Annotated in this window: 20 protein-coding genes; 11 read left to right on the top strand and 9 right to left on the bottom strand. The window is 42.0% G+C overall.

The window, feature by feature from the left end; all coding sequences use genetic code 11:
- Position 1: 1 nt before the first annotated feature.
- The 3 genes from pspA to dusA all read right to left on the bottom strand — a co-directional run bounded on the left by pspA (position 2) and on the right by dusA (position 3,085).
- The gene (pspA, locus tag AC3KZC_RS14275; protein ID WP_490576961.1) at positions 2-673 is read right to left on the bottom strand and encodes a phage shock protein PspA; all 672 of its coding nucleotides are present in this window, start codon (positions 671-673) and stop codon (positions 2-4) included.
- A 944-nt stretch (positions 674-1,617) separates the two neighbouring features.
- Positions 1,618-1,803, bottom strand: coding sequence for a hypothetical protein (locus AC3KZC_RS14280; protein WP_490576960.1), 186 nt, complete (start codon positions 1,801-1,803; stop codon positions 1,618-1,620).
- A gap of 268 nt (positions 1,804-2,071) precedes the next feature.
- On the bottom strand, positions 2,072-3,085 hold the full coding sequence (dusA, locus tag AC3KZC_RS14285; RefSeq protein WP_490576959.1) for a tRNA dihydrouridine(20/20a) synthase DusA: 1,014 nt from the start codon (positions 3,083-3,085) through the stop codon (positions 2,072-2,074).
- Positions 3,086-3,193: 108 nt separating this feature from the next.
- Between dusA and AC3KZC_RS14290 the strand changes: the two genes are divergently transcribed.
- The 7 genes from AC3KZC_RS14290 (at position 3,194) to AC3KZC_RS14320 (ending at position 7,274) form a co-directional block, all read left to right on the top strand.
- Positions 3,194-4,267, top strand: coding sequence for a site-specific integrase (locus AC3KZC_RS14290; RefSeq protein ID WP_490576958.1), 1,074 nt, complete (start codon positions 3,194-3,196; stop codon positions 4,265-4,267).
- Positions 4,268-4,693: 426 nt separating this feature from the next.
- Complete coding sequence (locus AC3KZC_RS14295) at positions 4,694-4,969, top strand: hypothetical protein (RefSeq protein ID WP_490576957.1); 276 nt, start codon at positions 4,694-4,696, stop codon at positions 4,967-4,969.
- Between the two features lie 58 nt (positions 4,970-5,027).
- Positions 5,028-5,273 (top strand): hypothetical protein, encoded by a 246-nt coding sequence (locus tag AC3KZC_RS14300; protein ID WP_490576956.1) that lies wholly within the window; start codon positions 5,028-5,030, stop codon positions 5,271-5,273.
- Positions 5,274-5,317: 44 nt separating this feature from the next.
- Positions 5,318-6,244: an AcrVA2 family anti-CRISPR protein gene (locus tag AC3KZC_RS14305; protein WP_490576955.1), complete on the top strand. Its 927-nt coding sequence runs from the start codon at positions 5,318-5,320 to the stop codon at positions 6,242-6,244.
- Between the two features lie 115 nt (positions 6,245-6,359).
- Positions 6,360-6,641 (top strand): hypothetical protein, encoded by a 282-nt coding sequence (locus AC3KZC_RS14310; RefSeq protein WP_490576954.1) that lies wholly within the window; start codon positions 6,360-6,362, stop codon positions 6,639-6,641.
- A 36-nt stretch (positions 6,642-6,677) separates the two neighbouring features.
- On the top strand, positions 6,678-6,899 hold the full coding sequence (locus tag AC3KZC_RS14315; RefSeq protein WP_490576953.1) for a hypothetical protein: 222 nt from the start codon (positions 6,678-6,680) through the stop codon (positions 6,897-6,899).
- Between the two features lie 114 nt (positions 6,900-7,013).
- Complete coding sequence (locus AC3KZC_RS14320) at positions 7,014-7,274, top strand: hypothetical protein (RefSeq protein WP_490576952.1); 261 nt, start codon at positions 7,014-7,016, stop codon at positions 7,272-7,274.
- Between the two features lie 262 nt (positions 7,275-7,536).
- Here the strand turns inward: AC3KZC_RS14320 and AC3KZC_RS14325 are convergent, their stop codons facing one another.
- Positions 7,537-7,818 carry a hypothetical protein gene (locus AC3KZC_RS14325; protein ID WP_490576951.1) on the bottom strand — a complete coding sequence of 94 codons (282 nt, stop codon included), beginning with the start codon at positions 7,816-7,818 and terminating at the stop codon, positions 7,537-7,539.
- Positions 7,819-7,946: 128 nt separating this feature from the next.
- Between AC3KZC_RS14325 and AC3KZC_RS14330 the strand changes: the two genes are divergently transcribed.
- From AC3KZC_RS14330 to AC3KZC_RS14345, 4 genes are all read left to right on the top strand, one after another.
- Positions 7,947-9,047, top strand: a complete 1,101-nt coding sequence (locus AC3KZC_RS14330; RefSeq protein ID WP_490576950.1) for a DNA sulfur modification protein DndB — start codon at positions 7,947-7,949, stop codon at positions 9,045-9,047.
- A 10-nt stretch (positions 9,048-9,057) separates the two neighbouring features.
- Positions 9,058-9,513: a hypothetical protein gene (locus AC3KZC_RS14335; RefSeq protein ID WP_490576949.1), complete on the top strand. Its 456-nt coding sequence runs from the start codon at positions 9,058-9,060 to the stop codon at positions 9,511-9,513.
- A complete protein-coding gene (locus tag AC3KZC_RS14340) occupies positions 9,506-10,003 on the top strand; it encodes a hypothetical protein (protein ID WP_490576948.1) in 498 nt (165 codons plus the stop codon). The genes AC3KZC_RS14335 and AC3KZC_RS14340 overlap by 8 nt, the downstream gene beginning before the upstream one ends.
- A gap of 529 nt (positions 10,004-10,532) precedes the next feature.
- The gene (locus tag AC3KZC_RS14345; RefSeq protein ID WP_490576947.1) at positions 10,533-10,736 is read left to right on the top strand and encodes a hypothetical protein; all 204 of its coding nucleotides are present in this window, start codon (positions 10,533-10,535) and stop codon (positions 10,734-10,736) included.
- Here the strand turns inward: AC3KZC_RS14345 and AC3KZC_RS14350 are convergent, their stop codons facing one another.
- From AC3KZC_RS14350 to AC3KZC_RS14370, 5 genes are read right to left on the bottom strand one after another with little or no spacing between them, the layout of a single operon-like run.
- Complete coding sequence (locus tag AC3KZC_RS14350; RefSeq protein ID WP_086742666.1) at positions 10,737-10,958, bottom strand: hypothetical protein; 222 nt, start codon at positions 10,956-10,958, stop codon at positions 10,737-10,739.
- 26 nt (positions 10,959-10,984) lie between these two features.
- The gene (locus AC3KZC_RS14355) at positions 10,985-12,721 is read right to left on the bottom strand and encodes a hypothetical protein (RefSeq protein ID WP_490576946.1); all 1,737 of its coding nucleotides are present in this window, start codon (positions 12,719-12,721) and stop codon (positions 10,985-10,987) included.
- On the bottom strand, positions 12,718-13,032 hold the full coding sequence (locus AC3KZC_RS14360) for a hypothetical protein (RefSeq protein WP_490576945.1): 315 nt from the start codon (positions 13,030-13,032) through the stop codon (positions 12,718-12,720). The genes AC3KZC_RS14355 and AC3KZC_RS14360 overlap by 4 nt, the downstream gene beginning before the upstream one ends.
- Positions 13,032-14,033: a hypothetical protein gene (locus AC3KZC_RS14365; RefSeq protein ID WP_490576944.1), complete on the bottom strand. Its 1,002-nt coding sequence runs from the start codon at positions 14,031-14,033 to the stop codon at positions 13,032-13,034. The genes AC3KZC_RS14360 and AC3KZC_RS14365 overlap by 1 nt, the downstream gene beginning before the upstream one ends.
- A 3-nt stretch (positions 14,034-14,036) precedes the next feature.
- A complete protein-coding gene (locus AC3KZC_RS14370; protein ID WP_490576943.1) occupies positions 14,037-16,169 on the bottom strand; it encodes a hypothetical protein in 2,133 nt (710 codons plus the stop codon).
- Between the last annotated feature and the right edge of the window lie 8 nt (positions 16,170-16,177).

Here is a 16,177-nt window from a genome sequence, read left to right on the forward strand (position 1 = left end):
ACTAAACTGCTGATTTTTTAGCTACTTTATCTTTTAAAGCGGCTAAATCATCGTCAATTTTTTCTGAACTTTCTAACTCTGAAAATTGCGCCTGCAGCGTCTTAGCTTGAGTTAACTCATACGATTCAACCTGCGCTTCGATATCATCAACTTTGCGCTCAATAAGTTCAAAACGCGCCATCGCATCGGCAATTTTGCTACTATGAAGCTGAGTATTAACTTTTAAACGTGAAGTTAATATTTGCTCACGCTGGTAGTAACTTTCTTGCTTTGCTTTTGCTTGAGTTAGCTTTTGCTGTAAGGCTTGACTATCTTGCGTTAACTTCTCGAGTGTATGTTCGATACGACTTAGCTCATCAGCTAGCGCATTAGCCTGAATCGTTGCATTATGCTTTTCAGCTAATGCTGCTTTAGCTAAATCATCACGCCCTTTAGTAACAGCAAGTTCGGCTTTTTCTTGCCAATATTGTGCACTTTTCTGGTAATTGATCTGATCACGTTGCAGCTCTTTTTTCTCAGCTAAAAACCTGGCGGATGTACTGCGAATTTCAACCAAGGTTTCTTCCATTTCTTGGATCATCAACTTAACTAATTTTTCTGGGTTTTCTGCTTTATCAAGCGCAGCAATCACATTGGCTTGAACGATATCTGTAATACGTGTAAAGACTCCCATAGTATTCTCCTTATCATATTGGCTAAAAAGGTCTTACCCTATGGCTATATCAAGTGCTGTGCCAACTAACAAAAAAGCTATAATCAATTGATTTTAAATAATAAAAAACAAACCGAAGAATATTCCACTACAAAAACAACATACCAAAAACCAAAATGTGGTTAATTTAACCATCAAAGTAGCAAAATTAACCACAGCGATAACATTCCAGTTAAATAGCAACGTTGTTTTATCCCGTGATTTGCTCTAAAAGCAAAATATTTAACTGCAAAATTAAAATCGTTAAGCTCGTTTTTAGATAAGAGGTTTATCAACAGATTGAATGTAAAAAATCTGAGCTTTTTATTTCAAGAAAAGGACTTTCAATTTAAAACAATAGATTAACAAGTAAAAAACAACTCTATTTTGGGTTACTTCAACACGATTAATACTTTAAACAGCTAGAAAATAAAGATTTTTTATTCCGTATGGCAGCGAGTTAAACAGTAATTAATTTGCTGTAATACAACAGATATAAAATCGATTTTATCTGGAAGAAATAGATCGAGGGAGATAAAAGAAACTGACAGGCATATTTTATGTTAAAAAAGATAAAATTACTTAAGTGAAATTTATTCTAATTGATGCAGTTTTTGATAGACATTGACCAGTGCAAAAGTAAAAAACAAGCTAACTACAGGCAAAACAAAAAAATACGCGAGCGAATCTAAAAAGAACATAAAAGCTACTTACATAATAAATTTTGAGTACCCGAGGTTAAATTAAATCGCATTACTCAATTCTTTTTTATGATAAACGGATAGGCAACCTGATAAGCGGTAAATATCAACGCTCAAAACGATGATAAATAGCAAACATGTATCGACTAACCTGCACACCAAAAAATGTAATTAATAAACTCAACACTGGGAGCAATAAAATATTAAGCAAAAAGAAAGGCTGGATCATGATTGCACCTCATCTTTGCTCTTAACCAAAACTAAAGATTCTTGAACTACTTCTGGTGCATCAGACTGCTGCTCTGGACTTGGCCAAAAATCAAGCTTTATGGCTTGGTCAACATCTATAAAGCTAGAATAGCTAGCAGCAATAATTGAAATAACAGCTAAAAGGTGCGTTAACTTCAACATGGTCAAACTCCGTAATTAGTTAAAAATTCAGTTATTCTGAGTTTATCTATTACAAGGCTTGTGCCAGATCTAAAAATAAAATTAACATATTGAAATAAAAGAAAAAAATAAACTCAATAAAAACAAAAAAATCTATCAGGAGTGAGTTTGACTAATAATGTGTTTAATTAACTAAAATATAACTATTTTACAACTTGGTTAATCCCAAAATCGGGAGGGGATCATCCCGATTTCGGCACACCCACGGTTATTCGAGTTTCAAGTTTGATTATTCAGTAACAAATTTAAGCGCTTGTTCCATTACTTTAATATCAGCCTCTTTTTTATGGCCATTTTCTGAAAGATGACGCCTAAATGCACGACCACCCGGTACTCCCTGAAAAATACCTAGCATATGTCGGGCAACATGCCAAAAGCTCGCTCCACCTGTCATTTCTGTTTCAAAATAATCATACATAGCACGCACAGCCTGATGACGAGTTAACACCTGTGTAGTCGCATCACCATAAATAGCGCTATCAACTTGAGTTAATAAATAAGGGTTAGCGTAAGCCTCTCGCCCCATCATCACACCATCAATAAATTGCAAATGGTCCAAACTTTGATCAATGGTTTTTACACCACCATTAATAGAGATATGTGTTTGTGGGTAATCTTTTTTTAACTGGTACACTCGCTCGTAATCAAGCGGCGGAATATCACGATTTTCTTTAGGGCTTAGCCCGCTTAACCACGCTTTACGGGCATGAATAATAAAATCATTACAATCCACTGCAATACAAGCATCCACTAATGCACATAAGAATTCATAAGAATCTTGCTCATCAATACCTATGCGGGTTTTGACGGTGACCGGCATGTTAGTTTGTTCTTTCATAGCAGAAACACATTGCGCGACGAGATTTGGTTCAGCCATTAAACATGCGCCAAAACGACCATTTTGCACACGGTCAGACGGGCAACCCACATTTAAATTAATTTCCTGATAACCGCGCTCATCGGCCTGTTTTGCACATAAAGCTAACGCCGCAGGATCCGACCCACCTAATTGCAACGCAACAGGTTGTTCATGATGACCAAAATGCAAATAATCCCCACGGCCATGAATAATCGCACCCGTTGTAATCATTTCTGTGTAAAGCACAGCATGTTGAGTTAATTTTCGATGAAATGTACGGCAGTGGCGATCAGTCCAATCTAACATAGGTGCAATACTGAACCGCCTAAACGCTGTATTTGCTGTATTTACTGGGCTAAAGCCTTTATTTAATGGTTTGTTCATAATCGCTCAATTGCTCTGAACTCCTTGTAATTCCGCTGGGTTTTGTTGTAGAGTGCCCCACATGGGCCCCTTGCGGGGTAGGACGATTCAATAACTTACGGTATTTACATGGCATCATTTAATATTGAAAAACGCGCTAAAGCTGACGGCTCTTTTAGTTACCGTTGCACTGTGCGCGTTAAAGATAATGGTGTAATGATACACCGAGAGTCTAAAACATTCAGTAAAAAAGAAGTCGCTCGGCAGTGGGGTTTAAATCTAACGAGCAAGATTGAACAAGATGGGGCCCTCAAAAAGTTAAAAGCGGTGCCCCTTGGGGCACTTTTAAATTTGTACTTTAATGATCACGACTTGTGGGCCAATACGGGGCGTACTAAACAATACGTTATTAAAATGCTGATTGATTGCGATATTGCAAAAGTTTTAAGTAACAATTTAAAAACCAGTGATTTAATTACGCATTGTAAAAATAGGCGCGATGCGGGTACTGGCCCTGCGACGATTTACCATGATATTGCCTATTTGCGTAGCGTGATGAAAAAAGCGGGGCCAGTGTTTAACCTCGATGCGAACTATAAAATTTTTGAAGACGCGGTACCGGTATTAATCGAAATGGGGCTTGTTGGCAAAAGCCAAAAGCGCACCAGGCGACCAACAGAAAACGAATTAGATCGCCTTAAAAAAGGCTTAACCGAGCGCATGAATTATCGCGCCAACGGCGAAGTGCGTATTCCATTTTTAGATATTTTAGAGTTTAGTATTTTAACGTGCATGCGGATTGGTGAAGTGTGCGCGCTGAGGTGGGATGATTTAAACCGCGAACACAAAACCATTTTAGTGCGTGACCGTAAAGACCCGCGCAAAAAAGAAGGTAATCACATGATAGTGCCATTGCTGGCAGGTTCGTTTGATATTGTGATGCGCCAAGCTAAAACCACAGATCTGATTTTTCCGTTTAAATCGCGCTCTGTTACCGCTGGTTTTCAGCGAGTTCGTAATGAATTGGGCATTGAAGATTTACGTTATCACGATTTACGCCGCGAAGGTGCAAGCCGATTATTTGAAAAAGGTTATTCGATAGAAGAAGTGGCGCAAGTGACAGGCCATAGAAACCTAAACATATTGTGGCAAGTTTATACGCAATTGTTCCCGCATAAGTTACATGATAAGTTTTTAGAGTAGCAAATAAAGGCCTGAACCTTAGGGTTCAAGGGCTGACACCCGCAACCGCATCTTGGAGACACCTAAAACCCCCTCCTAAGCCTTTAAAATCAACACTTCAACAAATTAGACTAAAACTAAGCTTTAACTAAAAACCTGCCGCAAACCTGCCGCAAACATTAAATAAACGATGAAAACCTGCCGCAAACCTGCCGCAAAAAAAACCGTATTCATCCCTCTCTGTTTGTAAAAACCCTTTGTTGTTTTTCCTCGCCACGGATTGTCGGGCGTACCAAAAGAGACTTTTAGAGTCTCTTTTTTATTGCCAAAAAATAAATTTATAAATAAAGTGATTTAATGCTTGCCTTATGGGTGCGCCCATATTAATATGTATTTCAGAGGTTAGGGCAAAGGGCGCTAACCCATCACGAAAAGATAGGTGATAAAATGTCTAAATCAATCAAAATAAATAATCTAGCAAGCGCAATCGGTTCATTAGTCATGAACGGCTTCGAGGTTAAGTATGATGCATGCGAGTACGGTGAAGATGTACTGATTAAAACGCCTAAAGGCTGGTCTGCAATCGAACTTAATTGCAATGATTTTAACTTAACAGTAGCAGAGCTGATTGAGTTAGCAAAAAAAGAAATTGACAATGCAAGCAAGCCCAAAGCTGTTTTGGACGAATCAAGCAACGTTGCTTTCGACCCTGACGCATTATAATACAAAAATAGGGCTGGCAATTTTAGCCAGCCACAATTCACGAAAAGATAGGTGATTTATGAGTTATTTAATAAATGTTAAAACTGGCGAGTTAGTTACACACACAAGCAAAAAACTAAAATCAGGTGAACGCGTTTTAGTTTCTTTTAATCGCTGCAAAGAAGAAATAAACGCAAATCGCGAGTGGAACTTGGTAAACGCATTTGAATGCAAAGCAAGCAATGCAAAAAAATGGGAAAAAGTAAGCGGAAACACTTATGCAGATAGTTGCATTGAATTGAATGAGAACGAGTTTTACATTTAAGTTAATCTACCCCGCCAAGCGCGGGGTTTTTAATAAGGAATAACATGCGACCGACTGAACATTTAAATGCCGCAAGCAAACTTTACCCTAATGTGTGGCAACAGGTTAATAAATTTAGGCTAAGCAAGGGTAAAGATTTACCCGACTGGCCAAGTTGGTGTTTTTTACCGATGGCAGCAACCTATGCCATTGTTAGCGGTGGCGGCAATATGCCGATTGAGCGCGCGGGCGATGTGGCGCGCCTATCCGCACTCATTGCGTGGCGCTATACTCAAGGCGTTTATCGTTTTGAGCCCAGCGTTTACCAAAGCATTAGCAACACAATTGCCAAGGGTGATATACCCGTTGAAGTTTTATTTCGACTACCCGAGTGGGGCTTATACGTTGAAACCCCAAGCCTTGATGAATACGGTTTTTTTGCGCATTTAGAGCGCGACATAAACACGGGCCGCGCAGAACTGCGATTATTAATCGACAGCGAAGACGCCCTTTACCCCATTATTTTACACTTGGGTGATTGGACAGTGACCGAGGCCATTGATCGCGCTATTAGCGAGGCCGCAAAACAAGGCGAGTTTAACAAATATCAATTACCCGTTGATGCCATGATCACCCAACAAAGCGCCATTGCACATCATTGTATTAGCCTATTGCTGTATTTATGCAGCGAACAGCCTGACATTGAGCCAATCGAGCGTGAGCTACCAGCGCGACCAAAAGCCAAAAAAGTAAAAGGCGATTGGAAGTTATTTCCGCCAAAAAAACCAAAAGTGTGGCGAGTTGGCGAAACAATCGCCAAACAATTAGTCGCGGTATTAAGTGAGCCAAGCGGCGAAACCCGCAACAGCCCAACGCCACACATACGTCGCGCCCACTGGCATGGCTTTTGGAAGGGCAGCAAAGGCACAAGCGAACGTAAATTTATTTACAAGTGGTTGCCGCCAACCGTGATCAACGCAAACGGCGTTTAAAAATAAATTTAATTATTTTAACTAAAGCACTTGCTTTATGGGTGCGCCCATGCCAATGTTAGTTTCAGAGGTTAGCGCAAAGGGCGCTAACCCATCACGAAAAGATAGGTGATTTATGAAATTAGTTGATACTTTACGCGGCAAAAGAAGAGTAGATGTTGCTAACAAACTTGTAGAAAATAACGATGGTGACATGGTTGCCTACACAAAAATAGTGCCTACGCACGTTAATGGCGAGCAATTGTTTGCATACGTTTATACGTGTGGCAAAGCAGCAACGGCTTTGACATTACAAGGCCACAAGGACGCTAATGAGTTGGGTGCAGAAGAGAAAGCAGCAAACTTAAAAAAACAGGCTATACGCTCAATCATGAGTGAAGGCTATGGGGATTATTAAAACCACCCACCAGTACGGTTTTTGTGAGGATTTAACATGACAGAGCAACTAACAGCGCTACAACGCGCAGAGCAAAAGCGCAGTGCTAAGCGACTTGGTACACCAACCTTTAGCGCTGTGCGCTTTAGTGACAGTACAGAAATGACCGCAGCCAACAAGAAAGCTCGCATTGATGAAATTATTAGTCAGTGCGGAGTAACGCGAGAAGCCGCATTATTAAAGGCGTTTGAGTTACTTGCCGAGAGTTTGAAAAAATAATTAAATTATTTCAACTAAAGTACTTGCTTTATGGGTGCGCCCATATTAATATTAGTTTCAGAGGTTAGGGCAAAGGGCGCTAACCCAGTTCACGAAAAGATAGGTGATAAAATTATGAAAAACTTACAAAACCAAATTAAAAATCTTGAATTTTACTTTAACACTGAAGACTTTAATCATGATGCAGTAATAGCAACAATTACATCGTTAAGCGAGTCATTAGAAAACGTTGCAAACAATGCGTTTTCAAAAGAAGAATTAACCGAATACTTATTATCTGAGCGCGACCCACTTGATAATGCTGACGGTATATCTGACCAGTTCCGCGAGGAAGTACGCGAAATTCAACACGCAATCATTAATTTCTATTCATAAAACCACTGTTCCCCGCCTTGGCGGGGATGCCAACCGGCATTATTTTAAATTCAGATGATGCAAAAAAGCTAAAAATAAAAATAGAATAACCAAGGGCGATTAGTGCCCTTTTTGTTTGGTATTGGCTTTTGTAATGATACCAAGCAACTATCCGGTATTTCCGGATAGTTCAACTTTTACCAGCTGCTCGGCTTGGCCGAACACCACCCTACCCAACCGCATTTTAATCATGAAAACGAACTATTAGGAATGGCCTAATAGTTCAGCCCTTGTTGTTTTTATCCAAGCCAAAAAACTCAGCCAGTGTTACATCGTGCAAATGCGGTAAGCGCTCGACAAGTTCGCCGATGATATCGGCACCAGGATTCGAGCGGTTTGGGTTTAGCCGGTTAACAAATGTTTGCACTTCGCTGGGTGTGCCTTCGCGGCCATAGACTTTGGCAAACAACTCTTTGCCTTTTATTTTGCCTTTAAGCTGTTGGCACACAATGGCGCTGTATCGGTTTGGCTCTTTTTTTACTGGCACGCTGCTCTGCTCAATCATATTAAAACCCGCTCACTATAAATTTATTTTTGAAATATATCAAAAATGATATTGTTTTATATCATAGATGATATATATTACATCATAATATATCAAAGATGATATTTAATTTTGGAGCGAAACAACAAATGCAAGAATTTAAATACTCACTGGCGGCTATTCGGGGCGTACAGGCTAACCGTTGTTATTACCAAGCAACGGTACCACTACGCGTATTAGCATCGATGCTTAAATTAGATGATCACATGGACGTAAACCAACGTTCGCAAAGGCTTGTTGATAAACCAAGAGCTAAAAAAGTAGCCACTTATTTAAGCCGCAATGTAGATGGTTTTTATGTTATACCGCCGTTAGTTGGTTTTATTGAGGGTGATTTTGAATTTATCGAAGTGCCGCTTGATGGGTTTATGAGTGTTGGCAAAATTGAGGTTAGCATTACATCAAAGTTTATGTTGTTTGATGGTCAGCATCGAGCCTTTGGGATCCGAGAAGCAATGGCACTTGCGCCAGAATTATCAAATCAATCAGTACCAATCATGTTTTTTCACAATATGCCGCTTGAATTGCGTAAACAAGCATTTCACGACATTAACTTTACACAAAAAACACCCGCTGCAGCACTGTGTATTGCCTATAACGGCCGTAGTGAGTTTGATAGTTGTGTGGTTGATATATTTAGCCAATCAAGCATTCGAAGCATTATTGAATACGAAAAAAACACGGTGAGCGGCACCAGTGATAAAGTTTATTCGTTAAAAACACTAAAAGATTTTGCGGCGTTGTTTACAGGTAACGAACTGAGCGAGCAAAGCAAAAATGACCTGATCAATTATTCAGACTGTTTATTCGACATCATTAATATACCAAGCCAAATCCATCTAATTGAACTGCGCGAAGGCATGAAAGGCCAAGGCGCAAAATATTATCGCGAAAACTCTATCTTACCCCACGCTGTGACATTAAAAGCACTCGCATTACTTGGTAAAGATTTATTGGTAAATCATCCTAACGATTGGAAAAGTAAGCTTGAGTTTTTAGCTGATAAAAGCCTGTTTTATCGCACATCAGATCACTGGATTAACCGCTGTGTAAACAATCAAGACAAACTTATAAGTAATCAACAAGCTGTCAGGCTCACGCATTACAAATTAAAAGAGCTTTGCGGCATTGAATTAAACGAGTTTGAGCTTAACGAGCACGCTCAAATCTATATACAAAAAGTAGCATAAGGTGGTCATTGTGAGATTAAAATACACACAAGAGCATAAGTTATTTATTTATGAAAATAGCCATCTTGATCGCAAAGAATTAACGACTCGATTCAACGCGCAATTCGGCACCAGACAAGATGTTACTGCAATTGGTTTGGCCCGCACAAGGTATGGCAACCAAATTGCAAGGCAACAGTGGCGAAGAAGCGACGCTTATACTGCAGAACAAATTGCTTATTTTAGAGACAACAGCCAGCTAGCTCGATCAGAACTTGCCCGCAACTTTAACAATAAATTTAATGAAAATAGAACGGTTGAAGCTATTGGACACGCCAGGGGAAAATACGGTTGCCAAAAAAAAATGGAGAAAACAAAAAGCGAGCATGAGCTAAGCGTAAAGCCAAAAAAAAATGATTTAATGTGTGGTTTTTTGCATATGCCAAGGCCAGTACTGCTAAGCAGGGTAAGGATTCAACATGGATGAGATGACGTTTTTACACAATGGTGAGTTGCATCAGCGGCGATGGTTTTTGACGGGCGTGGTGAGCGAGGCGCAAAATATTTATTGGAAATCGATTAACGAAGTGCTGGATCCGCGGCCAATTAGCCAAATATTCGCAATTTTAGAGGCACATTACAGTGATCCTGCTGATGCAATAAAACTGCTTAAAAAAGGCAACATTGTGCATTTGGGTGAGTGTTTGCGTGATTGTGTTTTTGATGGCGAGCCACGCGCACAAAGCCGCGAACCCGAGGCGCACTGTATTATGAGGCACAGTATTTTTGATAAAAATGCCTGCAAACTCTATTACGAACAAATCAAGTTTATTCGGTTTTATGATATGCGACGCTGGTTGGCCCCTCACGAACCAATCATTAAACGTTGGCGCGATGAAGAACCGACACCTGCCGAGCCAAGTGTCATAACACAACCAAAAACGATTGAACCATTTACCCAGCTATCGCTAATTTGAACAAACATCACGAAAAAGGGCTAACTCAAGTTAGCCCTTAAAAAGTTAAAATGGAAATAACAGACCAATCGCAATCAATAATTTATGCAAACTAATGAGCGCGGCATCTGTAATTTCCAAAGAGAAAGAGAAGTTGAATTTCAACTTTCACCTCCGAAAAATTCAGTCTAGCCTTGCTGAATATTTCTTAATGTTATACGCTCAACTTGTCAAACCTGAACACTTGTTAAGAAGTATTAGCAAGAGTTTATACGAGCACCATCTTCGAACATGGTGCTCGCCCCTCCACTAAAAGTACAACATGTAGTGTGTACCTCAGCGTTGAAGTCAAGATAGAGTGGTTTGTTATTAATTGCAAGGGACACAACCCAAGGGCTCTGTGGATAAGTTGGCAATAAAATTAATTGGTTAGTAACCACTAATCTTTTGCATTTTGATTCATTAGAATCAATTAAATATCAACAAATGATCGTTAATATTTAAAATATTTGAAATATTTTCATACATCTGATTTTATGGGATAAATTCAATGAATTATCAGCACTATATGACAAGTAACGCAGAAAAAATAACTATATTAAAGCAGCATATCGATATGTACCAAGACGCCATCAAACTATGCAATAAACTTGGTAAAACAAAAAAAGCCAGCTCGCTCACACGAAAAATTGCATTATTAGAGAAAGAGATCGAGGAGCTTACCCCTGATGAATTTCACTATTATGTGAAGTGATTACACCTCTATCTCTACAAACGTCAAATTGGCCGCATTACCTGTAATGCGGCCATCGTTTATGTAAACCTGCTGGTTTATCGGTGCATTGCCAAACACTAAACTAGTGCTGTTGTCGCTGTGGCGTACGGTGCAGGTGTCGTTATTGTGCGTGGCTGTTACCGTGGCTATAAAGCGTGTGGGTTTGCTGATGATGGCATTTAAGCGGTTGAGCGTGGTCATAGATCACCTTTTTACTAACTAGTATTTTAAGCATTTTTAAGTAGCACAAAGCGCTGGTTTACAGTGATTGCGCCTGTGCTTTGGTTAACCGTGGCACTGATTGCGCTGCTGTCGCATGTGGCTTTGTAAATCTCACTGCCATAACGTATCCCCACTAACATGCCGGGTTTTATGGGCGGTAAATCGTCCATTATTTTAGTGCGCAGCGTGCTTTGCTCTTTATTGCCTGCGTTTGCCAGTTCGCAGCTACCGCGCTGGCGGCAGGCTTTTGCGTCTGTCATCAGTTTATCAACCACATCGCTTGCATAGCTGTCGGCCAATGTCCCTGCCCGTTTAACGTTTGCAGCCACGCCTTGCTGCTCACCGCGCACAAATACCACGTTGGCATCAGGGTTGGTGAGCTGCTCGGTGCTGTGCTCTAAAATCACTGAGTCATTAATGATCACATCACACACCGCGTTTTGTGTGTCCCACGGCATCACAGGCCATTTGGGTACCACGGTAATCACCTTGCTGTCGTCGTTAACTTGCAGCATAGCGCCCAATGCTTCTGCGCAAGCTTTTACGGCCTCAGCTGGGGTTTTGTTTTGATGACTGTACGCAAGCGCTGGTACGGGGTAATCCAGCATTTGATTGTTGATAGTCCACCCCGTATTGGCTACTAAATCAGTGAGTAAACCCGCAAAGGTTTTGGGCGTTGAGTTAGTAAAATTGGTGGCCTTGGTAAACGGTGCGGCAAGTTCTGCAAAGCGGCTGCGACCAGTGGCACTGTAGCTACTTTGGCCAAACTTTAACGAGCTGCTGGGTTGCTCAACAAAGGTATAAAACACATACCCATTAACAGTGATTTTAAGCAGCTGATTAAGCGCTCGTTCGTAATCAATGCGCGAGCAAAAGTTAATGCTGCACGTTGCAGCAAACTGGCTGCGCGAGTGCGAACTGTTAAAGCTTGAGATAATAATATCAAGATCATCACTTACACGTTTGCAGGTAATGGTTGGCTGCATAAAATAACTGGTCCTTAATTGGGGCTCAATGGGGATTTTGCGGTTAATTACGGGGATGTCGTCCCAAGCGCGAATATTGCCGCCACCGTGGCCCCAGTAACATATTTTTTGCGGTGTGCCAAAACGCAAAGTTAGCGGTGTGGCCTGTGCGGTTTGTGGCTCATCGAGTCGTAAAATCACCAACCCTTTGCGGGGGTGGTTTTGCCATACACAAATATACTCGAGCGGGCTTGGGCCGTAATAAAAACCTACATTGCGGGCTACCGGCTTGGCGACACCTTGCCACAGTTGTTGTTTTTCAATGCCAAGTAAAGTGGGTGGTCGCCAATGCACAGTGCGCTCAGTGCCCAATAACGCCATGCTGCCACGCCAGTTGAAATCGGTGTTACTTTGTGGCTGGCTCATTTTAGTCTGCCACAGGAGATCGCAAGCTTGCGATATCGGTTTAATGCCACCAAAAGCGCAAGCAATTTCTTGACTTTCTGGCAGGCCATTGCGCCACGGTTTGGCAATCTCTGCGCTAATTAGTGGCAAAATTTGCACACTAAAAATGAGCTCACGGGCAACGGGGCGCGTTTGCCACACAGGTGTTGTTTGCTGCTCAAGTGCGGCTGGGCTCAACCACACAAAGCCGCATTCTAGCGCCAGTTCTTTATCTTCAACGGGCGTAATTGGCCCGCCGTTGTCTTCACCAAAAAACAGCCTAATTGGCGAAACAGCAACACCGCCCGCTGATTTTAAAGTGAGTTTGATCATGGCTGGCTTATCACTTCGTTAGTGTAAGGGTTGATGAGTTCGGCTTTGACATTGTCTTGCACTGCGGCATTAAACTCGCCATCGTCATCTAGCAACAGACAAAGCAGGTGTGCGTCACGACTAAAACGCTCAGGTAAATAAAACAGCATAATAGGCGTGCGCACTTTAAATTGATGCAAGGCTCGGCCTGTGTTGCGGTCCATCACCATTACACGCTCACCGTTTGGGTCATGCTCAATGGTGAGCATGCTTTGCTTGTAATTCGGGTCGGATTTTAGTTGCACCTGAAAATGCTCAATACCTAAAAACATTACCATTGCTCCATGTTGATCCACAGATTAATTGACCAATAGTTCCATCTCAACAACCAGTGGTTTTGGCCGTTAATGTCGCGAATTTGTGGGTAAGCAGCATTTAAATAGCCCTGTTGGATGGGGAACATCATGCCGGGTAAGTAACCCCGGTACCATGGCGTTGTCATGCTCTCTGAAAACAGCACGTTATTAGCGTCTAACTCATACCATTTTTTACCCTGCAGCATTATCTCAATCGGTAAACATTGGGTAATAGCGTTAGGTATGGTTGACTGAGTATAACGAGAATACTGGCCGTTAAAATCACCGACATCATAACGCACTCTATAGCCATACCACGCGCTGGTATCACTGCCATCTGCAGGCCATATCACTTCGCGCTGGTGCGCCACGCTTCCTGTCGTACCTCGAATTAACGAATCTAACTGCCAATAGCGCTGTGAGCGAAAGTCGTTTTCGGTCGTTGACTCGGTCAATGCTATAAAACGCCCCGCATCATTAGGAATTGCACTAATAAAATCACCCGCAAAAAAAATCGGCATTGCTGGACCATAATCATCGCGATACGTTTGATAATTTGCTGCCGTATTGGTCGCAAAAAAGTAAAACGCATGCTGGGTGCCAATAATCACCCAGTTTTTATTCTTTATGTCATGCGGGGCGAAATGATGAATGCGGCCATCTTTAAACGTACTTTCACTATTCAAATAGGCGCGACTCGCATAAATACGCATAAAACCTTGCGCATTATCAGAGCGCGTTGGATGCAGTTTAATCGTTAGGCAACCGCCACTTGCTCCGGTAGCGATATCATTTGATACCGCCAGCTTTACAGCAACAGGGTCGTACTCTTCTAAAATCCAACCAAGCGCCGGTTTGGTACCATAACCATCGCAGAGGCACGTTTTAATAATGCGAATATATTCGCTGGGTTTGGCTTCGCTCATTTGCGGGGCACCCGGGTCATCCCATCGGTAAACGGTAACTGCTTGTGCCATGTTTTACTCCTTGTTGCCAGAAAATGTTAGGGTTGATTTGTCGTACTCGATGTTTGAATGACCAGGCGATGTTGCGCGTGTCGCAACAAACGGTTTGCTGGCTGTGAGTGTTTCAAACAAAAAACACTCGCCCGGATTAAGCCCCGCACCAAACGCCTCTTTACGAATGATAAAATACGGCTCGTTTACAAACGGGTTCATCAGCACTAAATCGTTTAGCGTATCGCCGTAGTAAATTTGGCCAATGTCTTCGCCAATCACGCTAAATGCCGTGGTTGAACTAAACACAATGACCCAGCGTTGCGCTATCGCGCCTTTGTTGTTCAATTCTATTGGGTACTGCTGAGTGTTTAAACTGTTTGACGCTGCCGCACCTGTGCCACCAAAGTTGTTTTGCCACGCACTTAGGGTGCGTTCGTCTTTAACCAGCGCTTGCAAGTCACCGAGCACATACACGCTACTGACAACCGAACCTGCAGGATAAATGCGGGTTAAATCGCTTAATAATGTGAGTGTATTGTTGTTATCAATATCAATCACGGTGGCGAGTTCGCGCTGCACTGCAGTAACAATAAACGGCGGGCTAAAACTGCTAATACCTGCGTTGATTGTTGCTATGCCAGTGCTTTTGTCGTAGCCATAATTGGCATCGATTGGGCTGTATAAACTTGCACCATTGGCGTCGACAATATCAACAAAGTTGGCACCGGCTAATAAACTAAGCGTTTGGCCGCTGGTAAGCGTGGCATACTCAGCACGTTCGCGGTGCTGCACAGAAACAGTCGCGTATTGGTCGATAATATTAACTACACCCTTGTTTGGCAGTGTATTTTCGTCAATACCAAGCCACCCGCTTGGGATCACAATGGTTTCGAGCTCATTGATATCGTAATCAATGCGGCTAATGTTGGTATTATTTAGAATGGTTAAACTGACATCACCATTGCTGCTCACTGTGCCAGTGACATTGGCGTGGCTAATATTGCCTGCGCTGTCGGCTGCTGCGCTAAATACCGCGCCTGTGTCGGTGGTAAATTTTAAATACAGCGAGCTCATAGCAAAGCTGTTGGTTTGTAAGTTAAAACTAATTTGCGTGGGATATGCTTGGTTTTCGACTGTTGCGATTGTCACCACACAACCCAAATCATCTGCAATGCTGGCAACGGTTTCAACATTTTCAGCGGGCAGTAATTGGCCTGTGTCGTAATTGCCCTGTGCAAATACTGCACCTGTGCTATCTGCAAAAATACCATTGCCGTTGTCGGTATAAACCTGTGTATCGCCCGCTTTTTTAATGCGCCACGTGCGAGGTTTGATGGTTTCGTTTGCGGCTAATGTAAGTGTGGGTGTTATGGCATAGGCATGGTAGCGATAGTCTTTATTTGATAAATATTGCCACGTAAATGTTTGCCCCTGTCGCAGCGGCCATTTAAGCGCAAAGTTAAACGTGTTTGACTGGCTATCATAACTGACTTGGTCAGCGTCGGATGGTTTGTCAATCGGGCTTACCAATTGATACCCACCGCTTGAATAATACCTTTGGCTGCCATACCAAGGCTTATCTAAAAATAAATCATCAACGGGTAAGCTAAAAAACGCTAAATCGGTTGCGCCAGCGGTAATTGATACGCGGCGCATCGGCTGATGACTAATGCTGCTGTTGGGGTAAAAACTAAACGCATTAATACCCACTTTTGGCACAGTACGCTTCGCTTTTGGCAGCAATGGCGCCTTGGTTTTTTGCACTGTAATTGTGTTTAGTGTGCTTGGCGCTGTGCTTAGCGACATACCGTGAAACTTAGTTGAGCTCAGTTTAAGCTGGTTTTTAATGTCGCTCAGCAAATGGCTGTCTTTTAGCTGTGGCAGCTCAATAATGAGTGTATTAACCAGCTCGTCTGTTGGTTGCTCAGATATAAACACTTTTGCATCGTGCAGGCGCTCTGCATTGTTGGTGCTTACAGCGGCATAGAGTTTGACTAAATCAAACGCGCTGCGTGCGTGATCAACATCAGAAATAGGTTTAAATACATCGTTTAAGCGCCCGCTCACCACCTCATTGTTAGTGCGGTGGCCGCCTGCAAAATTATCATTGCTGATCAACTGCGGTTTAAACAGTTTTAAATCGGTTCTTTGCATTGTTTATC

The sequence above is a fragment of the Pseudoalteromonas sp. J2K-J031 genome (genome assembly GCF_058197095.2).